The sequence below is a fragment of the Micromonospora sp. WMMD1120 genome (assembly GCF_029626235.1).
GTDB lineage: Bacteria > Actinomycetota > Actinomycetes > Mycobacteriales > Micromonosporaceae > Micromonospora.
Genome location: NZ_JARUBO010000005.1, coordinates 7,108,696 through 7,127,635 on the forward strand (window position 1 = coordinate 7,108,696; position 18,940 = coordinate 7,127,635).

Consider the following 18,940-nt stretch of genomic DNA (forward strand, 5'->3'; position numbering starts at 1 on the left):
GCAGGTCCGCTCGGCGGGCCTGCCACCGTCGTCGTACGCCCCTATCAGTCGAGCCGCGACACCTGGTAGTGGCAGATCAGCCAGGCGTCGCCGACCCGCCGCACGAGCACGCTCAGGTGCACCGTCAACGTCGGCCGGTCGGTGAAGCCGAAGTCCACCGTGAGGTAGCCGAGGACCAGGTCGTCGGCGAGGCGTCGGGTCTCCAGGATCTCGTACCCGGCGGTCAGGCCGAGCGGCTGGGCGGCGTAGTACGCGGCGACGCCGGCCGGCCCGACGGTGTACGGGTGCAGACCCTGGAAGATGGCGTCCTCGGTGAAGTACGACGCGACCCGGTCCGGCTCGTGGGCGTCGACCGCCGACCTCCACCGGTCGAGCACGGTCCGGAGGATCTCGGCCTCGGCGCTGGACATGCTCACCTCCCCGCCTGCCGGGGCGGCTGACCCGGATCGTTCGCCGACCGCGCGGCCTCCCGCCGGCGCATCTCGGCGACACCCTCCTCCGACGTGCCGTCGGGCACCGTCGTCACCATGTCCACCAGAAACTCCACCGCCCCATCCTCCGACCCCCGGCGCCGCACCGCGCCGGGAACCCCCGTTCGGGTGGCGGCCGTCTCCCGGGGCCGGGTCACACGGACCCACGCGCCGGACCGGTCACGTGATCCACCCGGCTTCCTGAAAGTCGGGCCCTCCGACGTGCGGGATGACCCGGTTTCCCGGAAGCCGGGTCGATCACATCGCACTGTCCGGGTCGCTCGCGCCGCCGTCGTGGGCCAGCGCGCTGTCAGTCCGGGATCGGGTCGCGGAGGCGGATACGCACCGCGCGGGCCGCGGCCACCGCCGCCACCAGCACCGCGTGGCGAGGCTCGGGGACGTCGAGCAACCGCTCCGCCCGCAGCGGCACGAGCGGGGCCAGCCGGCGGTCGGCCAGTACGGTGTCCACCGACCGCCGGTCACCGCCGCACACCAGCGCCGCCAGCCGCGACGCCTCCGGGACCAGCAGCCGTACCGCCAGGTCGGCCGCTTCCCCCATGGCGGCCTTGGCCTGGTTGTCGCGCCGGCGGGCGAACCGCTGCTGGGACCAGCCACCGGCGGCGGTGCGCCCCTGCACGTAGCGGCTGTCCACCTTGGAGACGGCCAGGTCGCCACCCTCGGCCACGCCGACCGCCACAGCGCCCTTGCGGGCCAGCAGCAGACCGATCCGGCGGGGCGCGACGGCGGCGGCCACGAAGTCGGCGACAGCAGCGCCGACCGGCGCCCCGGGTGGGGCGTACAGCTCGGCGGTGGCCCCGTCGTCGGCGGTGAGCAGCAGCCCGTACTCCCGGATGGTGGTGGTGTGCGGGCCGTGCCGGTCGGCGAAGCCCTCGACCCAGCGCCCGACGCGGGCCGGGTCGACCTCCAGCCAGCGGCCACCTCCGGCTGCGGGTCGACTGGTCACCACCCGACCGTACGGCACGACCTGGTGATCGGGGCGCTCAGGCCGGCAGCAGCGCGACCACCGCCAGCGCGGCGATCAGCGCGCTGGAGACCAGGCCGGTGACCAACCGCCCGCGCGGACTGCTCAACGCCCGCCCGACCACGGTGCCGCCGCCGGCGATGACCAACTGCCAACTCGCCGACGCCAGGAACACGCCCGCCACGAAGAGCAACGCAGCGCCGAGACCCGCGGCGGCGGTGTCCCGCCGGCCGAGCACCAGCGCGGTGAAGTACAGCACCGTCGCCGGGTTGAGCAGGGTCAGCCCGAGCAACGCGGCATAGGCCCGCCCGGGGGTGCTCAACCCCCCGCCCACCGTCGCCGTTGCCGGCTGCCGCGACCGGTGCGCGGACCAGGTCCGCCACAGGCCGTGCGCGGCCAGACCCAGCAGGACGACCGCCGCGATCACCCGCAGCGGCCCGGCGACCGGCTCGACCACCCCGGCCAGCCCGGCACCACCGAGGGCGGCGACCGCCGCGTACAGCCCGTCGGCCGTCGCCACCGCCAGCGCCGCCGCGGCACCGACCCGGAACGAGGTACGAGCGCTCAGGCCCAGGATCAGGATCGCGATCGCGCCGACCGGGATGGCGACGCCGTAGCCGGCCACCAGACCGGCGAGGAACGCCCCGGTCACGGGAGTCGGTGGCGGGTCGAGGCTCGCCGCCGGAGCGGCCGCTGTCGACGCACGGCAGTCGCCGCACGGACAAGGACCTGCACCGGGTACGCCTCAATCACACAGGCATCCTGCGCGGCGCGCGCACACCGCCGCCACCGGATTTCCACGCCCGCACGTGCCCATGACCGGGTGTCCCCCGGGCGGATCAGCGCTGTCCGGCGGCCCAGCGGGGATCGCGGCCGAGGTAGGCGAGCAGGGTGCCGAGGTCGTCGGCCTCCGGGCCGGTGGTGATCGCCGGGGCGTACGCGCCGTAGGCCCGCAGCGGCTCGACGATCTGCCGGGCGACGGCCAGCAGGGGACGGGCCAGGTCGGCACCGAGCGGGGACGGCTGGCCGGTGGCCACCGCGATGTCCCAGGCGTGCACCGCCGCGTCGAGGGCGCAGGCGACGGCTGCGACAGGGGCCGGCAGCTTGCCCTGGGGCAGCGGCGTGGGCACCTGCGGATCACCGTCGGCGACACCTGCCCAGGCCTGGGCGGACGCGTCGAGGGCGGTGCGCAGGTCGGCCAGCTTGTCACCCTCGATCCGCCCGGAGGGCGCGAACGGGTCCTCCGTCGGCGCGGGCCCACCGACGATCGCCGCCGCGAAGGCGAGCTGGTCGCCGGTCGCGTGTTGGAGCACCTGGGTGACGGTCCACCGCTCGCACGGGGTGGGCTGGTCCCAGCCGTCGGACGGGACCCCTTCGACCGCCGTGCGGAGCGCGTGGTGCGCCTCCTCCAGCACGGTCCGCCACTGCGTAGCTGCCATCTCGCTCATCGTCCTGACCCCCTCCGCCGATCGCATCATGCGTGCGACTCCGCCCGTATTCGGAGCGGAATGTTCCGCTCCCTTCTATGCCGCTAGCTTATCAGACCGGAACGATCTGTTCCATTAAAGAGTTCACGGACCCCGAACGCAGCGAGCGCGGCACCCCGCGAGGGGTACCGCGCTCGAAGGCTGGACGGGTCAGACGTTGAAGCCGAGGGAACGGAGCTGGTCCCGGCCCTCGTCGGTGATCTTGTCCGGACCCCACGGCGGCAGCCACACCCAGTTGATCCGGATGTCGTTGACCAGGCCCCCGCCGGGGCCGGTGGTCAACGCCTGCCGGGCCTGGTCCTCGATCACGTCGGTCAGCGGACAGGCCGCCGAGGTGAGCGTCATGTCCAGGGTGGCGACGTTCTCGTCGTCGACGTGCACGCCGTACACCAGACCCAGGTCGACAACGTTGATGCCCAACTCAGGGTCGACGACGTCCTTCATCGCCTCCTCGATGTCGGCGATCATCGCCTTGCTGACGCCGCCCGTCGGAGCGGCGGTGTCCCCGTCGGTCTGCGGTGCCACGGTGGTGTCACCGGCCTCCGGCGTCGCCTCGGTAGCCGTGTTCTCGCTCATGCCGTCTCTCCGCTTCGCTTCGTGCTGCCCGCGCTCGACCACTGATTCGCTTGCTGACGCTCGCTCATGCCTTCACCTCCGGGCTCACGCCCACGCCGGCGCGTGCCGCGGCGTCCTTGAACGCCATCCACGGCAGCAGCGCGCACTTGACCCGGGCCGGGTAGCGAGCCACCCCCGCGAACGCCACACCGTCGCCGAGCACGTCCTCGTCCGGCGTGACCTGGCCACGTCCGGACATCAACTCCACGAACGCCTCGTGCACCTCGAATGCTTCCCCGGCGCCGCGACCGCGCAGCAACTCGTGCAGCACGCTCGCCGAGGCCTGGCTGATCGAGCACCCCATCCCGTCGTACGAGATGTCGTGCAGCACGGTGCCGTCGGTGGCCACCCGGACGGTGACCTCGTCACCGCAGGTCGGGTTGACGTGGTGCGCCTCCGCGACCCGGTCCCCCGCGTCGTCGGCGTCGCGCAGGCCACGCCCGTGGGGGTGCTTGTAGTGGTCCAGGATGATCTCCTGGTAGAGCTGGTCGAGCTGCACCATCAGTCGAACACCTTCCGTACCTGCTCCAGACCAGCCACCAGGGCGTCGATCTCCCCGGTGGTGGTGTAGAGGTAGAACGACGCCCGCGTCATCGCCGGAACCCCGAACCGGCTGCACACCGGCTTGGCACAGTGGTGACCCACCCGCACCTGAACGCCGAGCGAGTCGAGCACCTGACCCACGTCGTGCGGGTGCACGTCGCCCACCGCGAACGAGATCGTGCCGCCCCTGCCCACCGGCACGGTCGGGCCGAAGATCCGCAGGTCCGGCACCGAACCAAGGGCGTCCAACGCGTACGCCGTCAGCTCCTTCTCGTGCCACTGGATGGCCCGCATCCCGACGCCGGTCAGGTAGTCGACCGCCGCGCCGAGCGCGACCGCCTCGGCGATCGGCGGGGTGCCCGCCTCGAAGCGCGCCGGCGGCGCGGCGAACGTGGAACGGGCCATGGCGACCGTCTCGATCATCGAGCCACCGCCCATGACCGGCGGCATGGCCGCCAGCAGGTCGCCCCGCCCCCAGAGCACGCCGATCCCGGTCGGGCCACACATCTTGTGCCCGGTGAAGACGATGTAGTCGACGTCCAGGTCGACCACGTCGATGGGCAGGTGCGGCACCGACTGCGAGCAGTCCAGCAGCAGCAGCGCGCCCACCTCGCGGACCCGGGCGGTGATCCGGGAGGTGGCGTTGACCGTGCCGAGGATGTTGGACGTGTGCACCAACGAGACGATCTTCGTCCGTTCGGTGACCAGGTCTTCCAGCCCCGACTCGTCCAACCGGCCCTGGTCGGTGACCGGGAACCAGCGCAGGGTCGCGCCGGTCCGCTCGCAGAGCAACTGCCAGGGAACGATGTTCGAGTGGTGCTCCATCTCGGAGATCACCACCTCGTCGCCCGGACCCAGCCGGAACCGGGGGTCGGCGTCCGGGCGCAGCGAGGCGTTGGAGAAGGCGTACGCGACGATGTTGATTGCCTCTGTGGAGTTCTTGGTGAACACCACCTCGTCGACGCTCGGCGCGTTGATGAACGCGGCGACCTTCGCCCGCGCCCCCTCGTACGCCTCGGTGGCCTCGGTGCCCAGGGTGTGCACCGAGCGCGACACGTTGGCGTTGTGCCGCGCGTAGTGCTCGTCGAGCACGTCGAGCACCTGGCGCGGTTTGTGCGAGGTGTTGGCGCTGTCGAGGTAGACCAGCGGGTGGCCGTTGATCTCCCGATCGAGGATCGGGAAGTCGGCGCGCACCCGGGCCACGTCGAAACGCGGCACGTCGTCGTACTGCGGCATCCCCTCGGGGATCGCGATGCTGGTCATCTCGGCAGCGCCTCTCCCACTCAGGCCCGGGCCGCGCCGGCCCCGGCGGCGTACCGCTCGTAGCCCTCGGCCTCGAGCTTGTCGGCCAGCTCCGGGCCGCCCTGCTCGACGATCCGGCCGGCCACGAAGACGTGCACGAAGTCCGGCTTGATGTAGCGCAGGATGCGGGTGTAGTGGGTGATCAGCAGCACGCCGGTGTCACCGGTGTCGCGGACCCGGTTGACGCCCTCGCTCACCACGCGCAGCGCGTCCACGTCGAGGCCGGAGTCGGTCTCGTCGAGGATCGCGATCTTCGGCTTGAGCAGCTCCAGCTGGACGATCTCGTGCCGCTTCTTCTCACCGCCGGAGAAGCCCTCGTTGACGTTGCGCTGGGCGAACGCCGGGTCCATCTGGAGACGCTCCATCGCGCCCCGCAGCTCGCCGCCCCAGGTCCGCAGCTTGGGCGCCTCGCCGTCGATGGCGGTCTTCGCGGTACGCAGGAAGTTCGCCACCGAGACGCCGGGCACCTCGACCGGGTACTGCATGGCCAGGAAGAGGCCGGCGCGGGCGCGCTCGTCGACGGTCATGGCCAGCACGTCCTCGCCGTCGAGGGTCACCGTGCCGCCGGTGATCTCGTACTTCGGGTGACCGGCGATCGAGTAGGCCAGGGTCGACTTGCCGGAACCGTTCGGACCCATGATCGCGTGAGTCTCACCGGACTTCACCGTCAGGTCGACGCCGGCCAGGATCGGCTTGAGCTCACCCTCGGGCAGCTTGACCGACACCTTCAGGTCGCGGATCTCCAGGGTGCTCATTATCGGGTCACTCCATTACTCGGCGTCAGGCTGAGGTAGATGTCGCCGTCGCGGACTTCGACGGGATAGACGGGGACGGGTTCGGTGGCCGGCAGGCCGGTGGGCTCGCCGGTCCGCAGGTCGAAGCGCGAGCCGTGCAGCCAGCACTCGAGGGTGCAGCCGTCGACCTCGCCCTCGGAGAGCGCGACCGAGGCGTGCGAGCACTCGTCGTACGCCGCGTAGAAGGTGCCGTCCTCACCGTGCACCAGCGCGATCGGGGTGCCGTCGACGTCCGCGCTGATCGCGGTGCCCTTCGGCACGTCCTCGGTGGAGCAGATCCGGATCATCAGGCACCCGCCTTGGTCAGCCGGGCCTCGATCGCCTCGCCCAGGCGCTCGCGCAGCGACTCCACCGGGATCTTGTTGATCAGCTCGGCGAAGAAGCCACGCACCACCAGGCGGCGGGCCTCACCCTCCGGGATGCCCCGGGCCATCAGGTAGAACAGCTGCTCGTCGTCGAAGCGGCCGGTCGCGCTGGCGTGACCGGCGCCGGCGATCTCGCCGGTCTCGATCTCCAGATTGGGTACGGAGTCCGCCCGCGCGCCGTCGGTGAGCAGCAGGTTCCGGTTGATCTCGTACGTGTCGGTGCCGGTCGCCTCGGCCTGGATCAGCACGTCGCCCACCCAGACGGTGTGCGCGTCCGCGCCCTGCAGAGCGCCCCGGTAGCCGACGTAGCTGCGGCAGTCCGGCACGTTGTGGTCGACCAGCTGCCGGTGCTCCAGGTGCTGGCCCGAGTCGGCGAAGTAGACGCCGTACAGCTCGGCCTCGCCGCCCCGGCCCGTGTACTCCACGGTGGTGAACTGCCGGACCAGGTCACCGCCGAGAGAGACCTGGATGTGGATGACCTTGGCGTCCCGACCCAGCTTGATCTTCAGGTGCTGGGCCTGGACCGCGTCGTCGGCCCAGTCGGCGATCGTGACCAGGGTCAGCTTCGCGCCGTCGGCCACCGCCACCTCGACGTTGTCGGCCAGGGTGGCGGACCCGACGTGCTCCACGACGAGCGTCGTCTCGGCAAAGCGGCCCACCTCGACGAAGGTGTGCCCGAACGCCGGCTGCTCGACGCCGGTGCCGACGACCCGCACGCGCACCGGCTCGCCGAGCACCGCCTCCGGGGCCACCCGGACCAGCAGGGCGTCGGTGGCGGCGCCGTAGGCCAGCGCGCTGACCCGGTCGACCGGCGTCAGCACGCTACCGATGCGCTCGTCGTCGCGGCCGACCCGGGTGATGGTCACGCCCTCGGGCAGGTCGTCGTGCTCGTGCCGGACCGCACCGGTGGCGGCCGGCACCCCGGTCAGGCCGCGCAGGCGCTTGAGCGGGGTGAAACGCCAGTCCTCCTCCAGCCCGGTGAGGGCCGGGAAGTCGGCGACGTCGTACGAGCGCAGCGCCTGCGACTTGGTGCTGGGCGGCGGCGCGGAAGCCTGGGTAGTCATCTCTTCCTTGGTCTGTCATGGATCGGAGGGTCGAAGCGGGCTGGACCGGACCCTGCGCACCGGGTCCGGGTCCGGCCCTGGCCGGGCGGAGGCGGCGTCAGCCGACCGCGCCCTCCATCTGGAGTTCGATGAGCCGGTTCAGCTCCAGGGCGTACTCCATCGGAAGCTCCTTGGCGATCGGCTCGATGAAGCCACGCACGATCATGGCCATCGCCTCGTCCTCGCTCAGGCCCCGGCTCATCAGGTAGAAGAGCTGGTCATCGCTGATCTTGGAGACGGTCGCCTCGTGCCCCATCGCCACGTCGTCCTCGCGGATGTCGACGTACGGGTAGGTGTCCGAGCGGGAGATGGTGTCGACCAGCAGGGCGTCGCACTTGACGGTGCTGCGGCTGTGGTGCGAGCCCTCCAGCACCTGCACCAGGCCCCGGTACGACGTGCGGCCGCCGCCGCGGGCGATCGACTTCGACACGATGGTGCTGCTGGTGCGCGGCGCCGCGTGCACCATCTTGGCGCCGGCGTCCTGGTGCTGGCCCTCGCCGGCCATCGCCACCGAGAGCACCTCGCCCTTGGCGTGCTCGCCGGTCATGTAGACCGCCGGGTACTTCATCGTCACCTTGGAGCCGATGTTGCCGTCGACCCACTCCATGGTCGCGCCCTCGTGGCAGACGGCGCGCTTGGTGACCAGGTTGTAGACGTTGTTCGACCAGTTCTGGATGGTCGTGTAGCGGCAGCGCGCGTTCTTCTTGACGATGATCTCCACGACCGCGCTGTGCAGCGAGTCGGAGGAGTAGAGCGGCGCGGTGCAGCCCTCGACGTAGTGCACGTACGCGCCCTCGTCGACGATGATCAGCGTCCGCTCGAACTGGCCCATGTTCTCGGTGTTGATCCGGAAGTACGCCTGCAGCGGGATCTCCACGTGCACGCCCTTCGGCACGTAGATGAACGAGCCACCGGACCACACCGAGGTGTTCAACGCGGCGAACTTGTTGTCGCCGACCGGGATCACCGTGCCGAAGTACTCCTTGAAGATGTCCTCGTGCTCGCGCAGCGCGGTGTCGGTGTCCAGGAAGACGACGCCCTGCTCCTCAAGGTCCTCACGGATCTTGTGGTAGACGACCTCCGACTCGTACTGCGCCGCGACACCGGCGACCAGACGCTGCTTCTCCGCCTCCGGGATGCCCAGCCGGTCGTAGGTGTTCTTGATGTCCTCGGGCAGGTCCTCCCAGCTGGCAGCCTGCTTCTCGGTGGACCGCACGAAGTACTTGATGTTGTCGAAGTCGATCCCGGTCAGGTCGGCGCCCCAGGCCGGCATCGGCTTGCGGTCGAACAGCCGCAGGCCCTTCAGCCGCAGGTCGAGCATCCACTGCGGCTCGTTCTTCTTGGCCGAGATGTCCCGTACCACCGCCTCGTTGAGGCCGCGCTGGGCAGACGCCCCGGCGACGTCCGGGTCGGACCAGCCGTACTCGTAGCGACCGAGGGCCGCGAGCTGCTCCTCCTGGGTCAGGGGCTGGACGATCTGCTCGGTCATCTATCTGTCCTCACAGTGGTGACGGGATTACCGGATGGAGCACGGCCCGGCTGGGTCGGGATGTGCGTGGTGCACACCCCGTCGCCGTGTGCGATGGTGGCCAGGCGCTGCACGTGGGTGCCGACCAGACGGGAGATCACCGCGGTCTCGGCCTCGCACAGCTGGGGGAACTCGGCGGCCACGTGCGCCACCGGACAGTGGTGCTGGCAGAGCTGGCCGCCCGAGGCGATCGTGGTCGCGTTGGCAGCGTAACCCTCGGCGGTCAGCGCCGAGGCGAGTGCCTCGGCTCGGGCGAGAGGGTCGTCGCCCGCGTCCTCCATGGCGGCACGGCAGCGCGACTCCAGCGCCGACACCTGCTCGGCGGCGAACGCCGCGACCGCGTCCGAGCCGCCGCTGCGGGCGATCCAGCGCAGCGCGGCGGTGGCCATGTTGTCGTAGTGGTGTGTGCCACAGCGGCCCCGGGCGGCCTCGGTCAACAGGAACACCTTGGCCGGACGCCCCCGGCCACGGCTGCCCCGCACGGTCTGCTCACGGGCGTAGACGTCGCCGTCGGCGAGCATCGCGTCCAGGTGCCGGCGGATCGCCGCCGGACTGAGCCCGAGGGCCACACCGAGCTGCGCGGCGGTCGTCGCGCCCCGCTCCAGCAGCAGGTGGGTGACCCGGTCCCGGGTGGAGACCTCGGTCGCCGACGACCCGGCAAGAGCGGTCGGCGCGGCCCCGACGGACGCGGACGCGGGCGCGCCGAGGGCCGGAACGGCCGTCGGTTGGTGCCCGGAGAGCGCCGCCGCGTTTTTCACAACGCCAACGTTACGTAATTACCCGGACTGTCGCAAACCTGGGTTCCGGTGATCCGAACCACCGGGTCGGCGGAGTCGGACGAACCTCGATCACTACGGTGCGTAGGATTTGGGCCGTGAACCGAATCGTCCCCCCGGTCTCCGGCACCCTGCTGCGCCGCCTCGCCCTCGCCTCGATCATCGCGAACGTGGGCATCGTCGTCACCGGCGGGGCCGTCCGGTTGACCGCCTCGGGTCTCGGCTGCCCCACCTGGCCCCGGTGCACCGACGATTCCTACGTCACCACGCCCGAGATGGGCGTCTACGGGGTGATCGAGTTCGGCAACCGCATGCTCACCTTCGCGGTGGGCCTGATCGCGCTGGCCACCGTCCTGGCCGTGCTGGCCCACCGACCGCGCCGCCCCGGGCTGCTCGGGCTGGCCGTGGCGGTTTTCCTGGGCATCCCCGCCCAGGCGGTGATCGGTGGCATCACCGTGCTCACCAACCTCAACCCGTGGGTGGTCGGGCTGCACTTCCTCGCCTCGATGGCGGTGATCGCCGCCGCGTACGCCCTCTGGCGTCGCGTCACCGACCCGGACGGCCCGGCCGTGGCCGTGGTGCCCACCCCGCTGCGGACACTGGCCCGGATCACCACCGCCGTCACCGTCGCGGTGCTCGTCGTCGGCACCTGGGTCACCGGCAGCGGCCCGCACGCCGGCGACCACGGCGCGGCGCGCAACGGGCTCGACCCGGAGACCATCTCCCAGGTGCACGCCGACGGGGTGTTCCTGCTGGTCGGTCTGTCGGTGGCGCTGATCCTCGCGTTCCGCGCGGTGCACGCGCGGCGGGCCACCCGCGCCGCGATCGTCCTGATCGCCGTCGAGCTGGGCCAGGGTCTGATCGGCTTCGTGCAGTACTTCACCCACCTGCCGGCGCTCCTGGTCGGCGCGCACATGCTCGGGTCCTGCCTGGTGCTGCTGGCCGCCCTGTCGGTGCAGTGGTCCACCCGGGAACGCCACCCGGTCACGTCGGCACCGGAGGCCGTCCCGGCCCAGGCCGCCCCGGTGCCGGTCAACGCCTGACGCGCCCCGCGCCCCGCGCCCCGCGCCCCGCGCCCCGCGCCCCGCGCCCCGCGCCCCGCGCCCCGCGCCCCGCGCCCCGCGCCCCGCGCCCCGCGCCCCGCGCCCCGCGCCCCGCGCCCCGCGCCCCGCGCCCCGCGCCCCGCGCCCCGCGCCCCGCGCCCCGCGCCGAAGATCGTGCTCGAACCACGATGTAGTGGCCTCACCGACACGCCCAGGCCACTACATCCGGGATGTTGCGCGATCTTGACCTCGAGAACCCCAGGTAGCGCCCGCGCACTGGGCCATCGGCCTCAAGATCCGCGCAACATCAGGGAAAGTGCTGGCTCATCGTGCGGTGAGGCCGCAACTCCGGTGAAGTTGCGCGGATCTTGGGACGCCCCCCGCGGGTCTCGGCCCGCGACGCACGGCAGAAGGCCTCAGCGCGTGGCAGGAAACGGCAGCGCGTGGCAGGAAACGGCAGCGCCCAACCCAGCCCCCACTCAAGGGTCGCGACCAACCAGGGCGACGCGCGCCCAACCCAGCCCTCACTCAAGGGCCGAGACCAACCAGGGTGACAAGCGCCCAGGCCAGCCCGGCTCAGGGGCGGCGGGTCAGGTGGGTGGTGATCGCCCCGGCGAGGCGATCGGGGGCTCCGTCGGCGTACCCGATGAAGAGCGACGGCTCGGTCAACTCCAACTCGACCAGGACCGGCTCGCCGTCCGGGCCGGGGATCAGGTCGACCCGGGCGTAGAGCAGTGCCCGGGTGCCGCCGGGGACCGCCGCGAGAGTGCGCTCGGCCACCGCCAGCTCGGCGCGCCCGGGGGTACGGGGACTGATCTCCTCGGCCTTCTCCGGCGCGGACGGGCCGAGGTCGGGACCGGTCAGCATCGGGCCCTTGCGGATCGCGTGGCTGAAGGTCAGCCCGTCCGGACCGGCCAGGTAGAGCAGGGCGGTCTCACCCTCGGTGTCGACGGCGGGCAGGTAGGGCTGCACCATTGTCACCCGGCCGGCGTCGGAGAGCCGACGGGCGTGCGCGGCGGCCAGGCGCCGGTGCTCCGGGTCGGCCAGGTCGTAGCGGCCGGTGTCCTGGCTGCCGGCGCTGATCGAGGGCTTGAGCACGTACTCGCCGGTCTCGGCGGGCGGCTGCCAGGTCTCCCCGGGTTCGATCCAGGTCGTCGGTACGACCGGCACCCCGGCGGCGGCCAACTCGGCGAGGTAGCGCTTGTCGGTGTTCCAGCGCACCACGTCGGCCGGGTTGACCAGCCTGGGCACGGATGCCGCCCAGGCCACGAACTCGTCCCGGCGCAGCGCGTAGTCCCATGGTGAGCGGAGCACGACCAGGTCGTAGCGGACCCAGTCGACGGCGGGGTCGTCCCAGACGACGATGTCGACGGCGACGCCACGGGCGGCGAGCGGGGACAGGACCAGCTGGTCGTCGCCGTTGAGGTCGACCAGTTCGGCCCAGGTGACGAGAGCGACCCGGGGTTCCCCCCGGGTCGACTGGTGGTTGGTGGTCAATTCAGGTGTCTATATCAACGGGCCATCGTGCGTCGGGCCATCGACCGCCAGAGGTCGTTGCTCGGCCGCATCTGGTCCATCAGTTCACGCTCCCAGGCGTTCTCGACGGTGACTCCCGCCTTGGCGCACGCCTCCCGGGCGGTGACGGTGTCGTCGGCGAACTGGTCGCCCCACTCCCCGTCGGCGCCCACCAGGACGATTCGTGCGCCACGCTTGCCGACGTACTCGATGACCGCCTTCGCGCCGCCGTGTCCGGCGGCGAAGGCCTTGAGGCCCGCGACCAGGCCGTGGTGCGCCTGCTCGCCGGCGGTCTGCTCGGCCGTCAGCGTCGTATCGGAACCATCTGCCATAACGCGAAGCCTAAGCAGACTTGCACACCGTTGGGCGAGAACCATGAACCTTTTGTGATGCCAATTACCTAAGGGTTTAAGGCTGACCACAGGTAACCTGACCGGATTTATCCGACTTGTACGGGCGAAACCACCCGGCAAACCTCCCGCAGCCGGCGCAGGTTGAGCCGATCCGACTCATGCTGAAAGTTACTCTGATGTGATGTTAAACCCGGACAACTCATCTACGAGCATGATTAGTCGGCGGTTATCCCGGTAAGCCACCGACGACAGAAACGTGAGAGCGAATCAGATCAACGCGTCGAGCGCGACGGCGACGAAGACGATCGTCAGGTACGTCGTCGACCAGTGGAACAACCGCATCGGCTTGACCGCCTCGCCGCGCGTCGCCCGGCGGCAGAGCCGGTGCGCCTCCACGATGAAGATGGCTCCCACGACCAGGGTCGGCACCCCGTAGATCGCGCTCAACCCCAGCGGCCAGACGGCCAGTGACGTCAACACGGTCAGCCACGCGAAGATCAGGATCTCGGCGTTCACCCGGCGGGTCGAGGCCACCACCGGCAGCATCGGGATGCCCGCACGGGCGTAGTCGTCCTTGTACTTCATGGCGAGCGGGTAGAAGTGCGGCATCTGCCAGAAGAAGACCACCGCGAAGAGCCCCCAGGCGGCCGGCGCCAGCGAGCCGGTGACCGCCGCCCAGCCGATCAGCACCGGCGCGGCCCCGCAGGCGCCGCCCCAGAAGGTGTTGGCCGGGGTGGAGCGCTTCAGCCACAGGGTGTAGACGAGGTCGTAGTAGGCGATCGCGGCCAGCGTCAGACCCGCGGCCAGCAGGTTCGTGAACGTCGCCATCAGGACGACCGACACCGCCGCCAACACCAGGCCGAAGACCAGAGCGCTGCGCGGTGACACGGTGTGCGCCGGCAGCGGGCGACGCTTGGTACGCCGCATCAGCTGGTCGATGTCCCGGTCGATGTAGCAGTTGAGCACGCTTGCCGCGCCGGCGGCGAGCGAGCCGCCGATGAGCACTATCGCCATCAGCCACAGCGACGGCAGCCCACCCTCGGCGAGCATCATCGCCGGAACGGTGGTGACCAGCAGAAGTTCGACGATCCGGGGCTTGGTGAGCGCCACGTACGCCGAGATGACCGCGCGTACGTCCCGCCGGGCCACCGGGCCCTCGGCCGCCCGCGCCGGATGCTGCCCGGCCGGGTTGCTCACGGGGCGCTCGGTGATCATGCTCACGGATTGCCACCTTCCGGCATCGCCATGGGGAGATCGGTTCGGCGGAGCCCGCTCGGGTCCGCACACCGACCCACACACTACGCGTCGTCGTTTTGGCTGCCCGGCCGACCCGACAACGGTGCGGGCCGTCACACCACCGGGTGCTGTCGCGCAGTCAGATCGTCACGTAGCGCACACCATGATGAGATCCCCGGGCGCACGTTTAGGCACGCTCGATAAGGTCATCGGTGAGGGTTCCGCCCATCTGCCGAGGAGCACAAACCATCGTGGCTGCCAAACGACCCGAGCACTCCGCACTGAACTGGTCCGACCTCGATCGCCGGGCTGTCGACACCGTCCGCGTGCTGGCCATGGACGCCGTGGAGAAATCCGGCAACGGCCATCCGGGCACCGCGATGAGCCTCGCGCCCGCCGCGTACCTCCTCTTCAACCGCGTGATGCGGCACAACCCGGCCGACCCGAACTGGCCCGGCCGGGACCGTTTCGTGCTCTCCGCCGGACACTCGAGCCTGACGCTCTACATCCAGCTCTTCCTGTCCGGTTACCCGCTGAGCCTGGACGATCTGAAGTCGCTGCGGCAGTGGGGCTCGCAGACTCCGGGGCACCCGGAGCACGGGCACACGCCGGGCGTGGAGACCACCACCGGCCCGCTCGGTCAGGGCCTGGGCAACGCGGTCGGCATGGCCATGGCGGCCCGCCGCGAGCGCGGCCTGTTCGATCCGGAGGCCGAGCCGGGCGCGTCGGTCTTCGACCACGACATCTGGTGCATCGCCTCGGACGGCGACATCGAGGAGGGCATCAGCCACGAGGCCAGCGCCCTCGCCGGGCACCAGCAGTTGGGCAACCTGACGCTGATCTACGACGACAACGAGATCTCCATCGAGGACGACACCCGGATCGCCAAGAGCGAGGACGTGGCCGCCCGCTACGAGGCGTACGGCTGGCACGTGCAGACCGTCGACTGGCGCAGCGGCGACGCGGACCAGGGCGACTACCACGAGGACGTCGAGGCGCTGTACGCGGCGCTGCTGGCCGCCCGGGCGGAGACCAGTCGCCCCTCCTTCATCGCGCTGCGCACCATCATCGGCTGGCCCGCGCCCAACAAGCAGAACACCGGCAAGATCCATGGTTCGGCGCTCGGCGCGGACGAGGTGAAGGCCACCAAGCGCCTCCTCGACTTCGACCCGGAGCAGACCTTCCAGGTCGACGAGAACGTGCTCGGCCACGCCCGCACGGTGATGGGTCGCGGCGCGGACGCCCAGCAGGAGTGGACCACCTCCTTCGACGCCTGGAAGGCGGCCAACCCGGAGCGCGCCGCGCTCTACGAGCGGCTGGCGGGTCGGGTGCTCCCGGACGGTTGGACCGACGCGCTGCCGGTCTTCCCGGCCGACGCCAAGGGTGTGGCCACCCGGGCCGCCTCCGGCAAGGTGCTGGAGGCCCTGGCGCCGGTGCTCCCGGAGCTGTGGGGCGGCTCCGCCGACCTGGCGGAGAGCAACAACACCACGATGAAGGGCGAGCCGTCGTTCATCCCGGCGTCACACGCCACCAAGGACTTCCCCGGCCACGAGTACGGCCGCACGCTGCACTTCGGCATCCGTGAGCACGCCATGGGCGCGATCCTCAACGGCATCGCCCTGCACGGCGGCACCCGCCCGTACGGTGGCACCTTCCTGGTGTTCAGCGACTACATGCGCCCGTCGGTGCGGCTGGCCGCGCTGATGAAGCTGCCGGTGACCTACGTGTGGACGCACGACTCGATCGGTCTCGGCGAGGACGGCCCGACCCACCAGCCGGTGGAGCACCTGACCGCGCTGCGGGCGATCCCCGGCCTGGACGTGGTCCGCCCGGCGGACGCCAACGAGACGGCCTGGGCCTGGCGGCAGGCGTTGGAGCACACCGACCGGCCCACCGCGCTGGCGTTGAGCCGGCAGCCGCTGCCGACCCTGGACCGCGACGTCCTCGGTAGCGTGGAGGGGGTGGCCAAGGGCGGTTACGTGCTGGCCGAGGCGTCCAACGGCAAGCCCCAGGTGATCATCGTCGGCACCGGCTCCGAGGTGCAGCTCTGCCTGACCGCCCGGGAGCGGCTGGAGGCCGACGGCACCCCGACCCGGGTGGTCTCGATGCCCTGCCAGGAGTGGTTCTACGAGCAGGATGAGGCCTACCGGGAGTCGGTTCTGCCACGCGGGGTAAAGGCACGGGTGAGCGTGGAGGCGGGCATCGCGATGTCGTGGCGCGCCATCGTCGGTGACCTGGGCGAGAGCGTGAGCCTGGAGCACTACGGGGCGAGCGCTCCGCACACCGTGCTCTTCGAGCAGTTCGGGTTCACCCCCGACCGGATCGTGGCGGCGGCGCACGCCTCGCTGGCTCGGGTGGGCGACATCACCGGTTTCACGACCGGCAACTGAGGGAGCGTGGACGGCATGACCGACAAGTTGAATGAGCTGACCGCCGCGGGCGTGGCGGTCTGGCTCGACGACCTTTCCCGGGTGCGGTTGAGCTCAGGCGGGCTGGACCAGCTCCGCCGGGAGAAGCACGTCGCCGGGGTCACCACCAACCCGACGATCTTCGCCAAGGCGCTGAGCGATGCCGACGAGTACAACTGGCAGCTGCGTGACCTCGCCACCCGTGGGGTGGACGTCGAGGAGGCCGTGCGCATGCTCACCACGTACGACGTGCGGTGGGCCTGCGACGTGATGCGCCCGTCGTACGACGGCAGCGACGGTGTCGACGGCCGGGTCTCGATCGAGGTCGACCCGCGCAGCGCGCACGACGCGGACAAGACGGTCGCCGAGGCCAAGGCGCTGTGGTGGCTGGTCGACCGGCCCAACCTCTTCATCAAGATCCCGGCGACCGAGGAGGGCCTGTCGGCGATCACCGACACGCTCGCCGAGGGGATCAGCGTCAACGTGACGTTGATCTTCGGGCTGGACCGCTACTCGGCGGTCATGGAGGCGTTCCTGGCCGGTCTGGAGCAGGCCAAGGCGAACGGTCACGACCTGTCCACGATCGGCTCGGTGGCGTCGTTCTTCGTCTCCCGGGTCGACTCGGAGGTCGACAAGAGGCTGGAGAAGATCGGCTCGGACCAGGCGAAGGCGCTGCGCGGCAAGGCCGCCGTCGCCAACGCGCAGCTCGCGTACGAGCGCTACACCGAGGTCTTCTCCTCGGACCGCTGGAAGGCGCTCGAGGCCGCCGGGGCGCACCCGCAGCGGCCGCTGTGGGCGTCCACCTCCACGAAGAACCCGGACTACCGCGACGTCATCTACGTCGAGGAGCTGATCGCCGCCGGCACCGTCAACACCATGCCGGAGTCGGTCATCCACGCGTACGCCGATCACGGCGAGACCCGGGGCGACACCGTCACCGGCTCGTACGACGCGGCTCGGCAGGTCTTCGCGGACCTGGAGTCGGTCGGGATCGACATGTCCGACGTGATCGCCACCCTGGAGCGCGAGGGCGTGGAGAAGTTCGAGGTCAGCTGGCAGGAGCTGCTCGACGGCGTGCGCAAGTCGCTGGACGCGGCGAAGCAGGGCACCGGAGCCCCGAACAAGGCGGCCACCGGCAACGCGCAGGCCGCCCAGAAGGCCGGTGGGGCATGAGCGAGCGAATCGGCGGGCACGGCACGCGGCGGAGCGGAGTGACGGCATGAGTGACCTGCTCGCGGGACCGGTAGAGGCGGCCGCCGGGCTGGCCGTGTACGGCGCGGACGCGGTCGACAAGACCGCGCCGGCGTCTACCCGGGACGCGCTGGTCAAGGCCGGTGTGCCGGGCAGGCTGGCCGGCAAGGACGCCAGCCTGTGGGGTCCGGACGCCGAGGCGGAGGCGAAGATCCGGCTGGGCTGGGTGGACACCCACCAGCGCAGCCGGGAGCTGCTGGCGCAGTTGGCCGAGCTGAAGGCCGAGCTGACCGACCTCGACCACGTGGTGCTCGCCGGCATGGGTGGCTCGTCGCTGGCCCCCGAGGTGATCACCCGGACGCTCGGTCGTCCGCTGACCGTGCTGGACACCACCGACCCGGGCCAGGTCCGGGCGGCGCTCGGCGACCGGTTGGAGCGCACCGTCGTGGTGGTGGCCAGCAAGTCCGGCTCCACCGTCGAGACCGACAGCCACCGGCGCGCGTACTGGCAGGCGTTCCTGGACGCCGGGATGACCGAGGCGGAGGCCGGCCGGCACTTCGTCGTCGTCACCGACCCGGGTTCGCCGCTGGAGCAGACCGCGACCGAGATGGGCGCGTTCACCGTGCTCGCCGACCCGAACGTGGGCGGCCGCTACTCCGCGCTCACCGCGTTCGGCCTGGTGCCCTCGGCGCTGGCCGGGGTCGACGTGTCGGAGCTGCTCGACCAGGCCGACGCGCTGGCCGCGTCGCTCGGCGCGGACCGGGACAACCCGGCGCTGGCGCTGGGCGCCGCCCTGGGCGCCGCCGCCACCCTGGCCCGGGACAAGGTCGCCCTGGTCTCCGACGGCACCGGCATCGACGGGCTCGGCGACTGGGCCGAGCAGTTGATCGCCGAGTCGACCGGCAAGGCCGGAGTGGGCATCCTCCCGGTGGTGGTGGAGTCGCCACAGAGCCCCGGCGCCACCGGCGCGGACGTGCTGACGGTCAGCTACGGCGGCGCGCTGGCCGCCGGGGAGATGCCCGGCGGCGGCGCCAACCCGGACGTGGCCGTCAACGGCCCGCTCGGCGCGCAGTTCCTGGCCTGGGAGTACGCCACCGCGGTGGCCGGCGTGGTGCTCGGCATCGACCCGTTCAACCAGCCGAACGTCACCGAGTCCAAGGAGAACACCAACAAGATCCTGGCCTCGGGCCTGCCGGCGGAGACGCCGTCGTTCACCGAGGGCGCGATCG

The 18,940-nt window shown here is 71.3% G+C and carries 20 protein-coding genes; 4 read left to right on the forward strand and 16 right to left on the reverse strand.

Annotation, left to right across the window (positions count from 1 at the left end):
- Window positions 1-44 precede the first annotated feature (44 nt).
- The 13 genes from O7634_RS31705 to O7634_RS31765 all read right to left on the reverse strand — a co-directional run bounded on the left by O7634_RS31705 (window position 45) and on the right by O7634_RS31765 (window position 9,800).
- On the reverse strand, window positions 45-410 hold the full coding sequence (locus tag O7634_RS31705; protein ID WP_278153800.1) for a nuclear transport factor 2 family protein: 366 nt from the start codon (window positions 408-410) through the stop codon (window positions 45-47).
- A 2-nt stretch (window positions 411-412) separates the two neighbouring features.
- On the reverse strand, window positions 413-547 hold the full coding sequence (locus O7634_RS31710) for a hypothetical protein (protein ID WP_278153801.1): 135 nt from the start codon (window positions 545-547) through the stop codon (window positions 413-415).
- 233 nt (window positions 548-780) lie between these two features.
- Window positions 781-1,434 (reverse strand): acVLRF1 family peptidyl-tRNA hydrolase, encoded by a 654-nt coding sequence (locus tag O7634_RS31715; RefSeq protein ID WP_278153802.1) that lies wholly within the window; start codon window positions 1,432-1,434, stop codon window positions 781-783.
- A gap of 37 nt (window positions 1,435-1,471) precedes the next feature.
- Window positions 1,472-2,104 carry a LysE family transporter gene (locus O7634_RS31720; protein WP_278153803.1) on the reverse strand — a complete coding sequence of 211 codons (633 nt, stop codon included), beginning with the start codon at window positions 2,102-2,104 and terminating at the stop codon, window positions 1,472-1,474.
- 187 nt (window positions 2,105-2,291) lie between these two features.
- Window positions 2,292-2,891: a TIGR03086 family metal-binding protein gene (locus O7634_RS31725; RefSeq protein ID WP_278153804.1), complete on the reverse strand. Its 600-nt coding sequence runs from the start codon at window positions 2,889-2,891 to the stop codon at window positions 2,292-2,294.
- Window positions 2,892-3,089: 198 nt separating this feature from the next.
- Window positions 3,090-3,515 (reverse strand): metal-sulfur cluster assembly factor, encoded by a 426-nt coding sequence (locus tag O7634_RS31730; protein WP_278153805.1) that lies wholly within the window; start codon window positions 3,513-3,515, stop codon window positions 3,090-3,092.
- Between the two features lie 64 nt (window positions 3,516-3,579).
- Window positions 3,580-4,053, reverse strand: a complete 474-nt coding sequence (gene sufU, locus O7634_RS31735; RefSeq protein ID WP_278154134.1) for a Fe-S cluster assembly sulfur transfer protein SufU — start codon at window positions 4,051-4,053, stop codon at window positions 3,580-3,582.
- 2 nt (window positions 4,054-4,055) lie between these two features.
- A complete protein-coding gene (locus O7634_RS31740; protein WP_278153806.1) occupies window positions 4,056-5,360 on the reverse strand; it encodes a cysteine desulfurase in 1,305 nt (434 codons plus the stop codon).
- A 20-nt stretch (window positions 5,361-5,380) separates the two neighbouring features.
- The gene (gene sufC, locus O7634_RS31745; RefSeq protein WP_278153807.1) at window positions 5,381-6,154 is read right to left on the reverse strand and encodes a Fe-S cluster assembly ATPase SufC; all 774 of its coding nucleotides are present in this window, start codon (window positions 6,152-6,154) and stop codon (window positions 5,381-5,383) included.
- Window positions 6,154-6,480: a non-heme iron oxygenase ferredoxin subunit gene (locus tag O7634_RS31750; RefSeq protein ID WP_278153808.1), complete on the reverse strand. Its 327-nt coding sequence runs from the start codon at window positions 6,478-6,480 to the stop codon at window positions 6,154-6,156. The genes sufC and O7634_RS31750 overlap by 1 nt, the downstream gene beginning before the upstream one ends.
- Window positions 6,480-7,622 (reverse strand): Fe-S cluster assembly protein SufD, encoded by a 1,143-nt coding sequence (sufD, locus tag O7634_RS31755; protein WP_278153809.1) that lies wholly within the window; start codon window positions 7,620-7,622, stop codon window positions 6,480-6,482. The genes O7634_RS31750 and sufD overlap by 1 nt, the downstream gene beginning before the upstream one ends.
- 97 nt (window positions 7,623-7,719) lie before the next feature.
- On the reverse strand, window positions 7,720-9,150 hold the full coding sequence (sufB, locus tag O7634_RS31760) for a Fe-S cluster assembly protein SufB (RefSeq protein WP_278148130.1): 1,431 nt from the start codon (window positions 9,148-9,150) through the stop codon (window positions 7,720-7,722).
- The gene (locus O7634_RS31765; protein WP_278153811.1) at window positions 9,147-9,800 is read right to left on the reverse strand and encodes a transcriptional regulator; all 654 of its coding nucleotides are present in this window, start codon (window positions 9,798-9,800) and stop codon (window positions 9,147-9,149) included. The genes sufB and O7634_RS31765 overlap by 4 nt, the downstream gene beginning before the upstream one ends.
- Window positions 9,801-10,063: 263 nt before the next feature.
- Here O7634_RS31765 and O7634_RS31770 point away from each other — a divergent pair, with 263 nt between their 5' ends.
- Window positions 10,064-11,008: a COX15/CtaA family protein gene (locus O7634_RS31770; protein ID WP_278148131.1), complete on the forward strand. Its 945-nt coding sequence runs from the start codon at window positions 10,064-10,066 to the stop codon at window positions 11,006-11,008.
- Between the two features lie 576 nt (window positions 11,009-11,584).
- Here O7634_RS31770 and O7634_RS31775 read toward each other — a convergent pair.
- From O7634_RS31775 to O7634_RS31785, 3 genes are all read right to left on the reverse strand, one after another.
- Entirely contained in the window at window positions 11,585-12,505 is a 921-nt protein-coding gene (locus tag O7634_RS31775; protein WP_278148132.1) for a hypothetical protein, read from the reverse strand.
- 14 nt (window positions 12,506-12,519) lie between these two features.
- On the reverse strand, window positions 12,520-12,855 hold the full coding sequence (locus O7634_RS31780) for a hypothetical protein (RefSeq protein WP_278148133.1): 336 nt from the start codon (window positions 12,853-12,855) through the stop codon (window positions 12,520-12,522).
- A gap of 288 nt (window positions 12,856-13,143) precedes the next feature.
- Window positions 13,144-14,097 carry a heme o synthase gene (locus tag O7634_RS31785; RefSeq protein ID WP_278148134.1) on the reverse strand — a complete coding sequence of 318 codons (954 nt, stop codon included), beginning with the start codon at window positions 14,095-14,097 and terminating at the stop codon, window positions 13,144-13,146.
- Window positions 14,098-14,363: 266 nt separating this feature from the next.
- On the opposite strand from O7634_RS31785, the gene tkt reads away from it, so the two are divergent.
- The 3 genes from tkt to O7634_RS31800 all read left to right on the forward strand — a co-directional run.
- Window positions 14,364-16,502 carry a transketolase gene (tkt, locus tag O7634_RS31790; RefSeq protein ID WP_278148135.1) on the forward strand — a complete coding sequence of 713 codons (2,139 nt, stop codon included), beginning with the start codon at window positions 14,364-14,366 and terminating at the stop codon, window positions 16,500-16,502.
- Window positions 16,503-16,517: 15 nt separating this feature from the next.
- Window positions 16,518-17,693 carry a transaldolase gene (gene tal / locus O7634_RS31795; RefSeq protein WP_278148136.1) on the forward strand — a complete coding sequence of 392 codons (1,176 nt, stop codon included), beginning with the start codon at window positions 16,518-16,520 and terminating at the stop codon, window positions 17,691-17,693.
- Window positions 17,694-17,739: 46 nt separating this feature from the next.
- On the forward strand, window positions 17,740-18,940 hold a 1,201-nt coding region (locus O7634_RS31800; protein ID WP_278153810.1), incomplete at its 3' end, for a glucose-6-phosphate isomerase.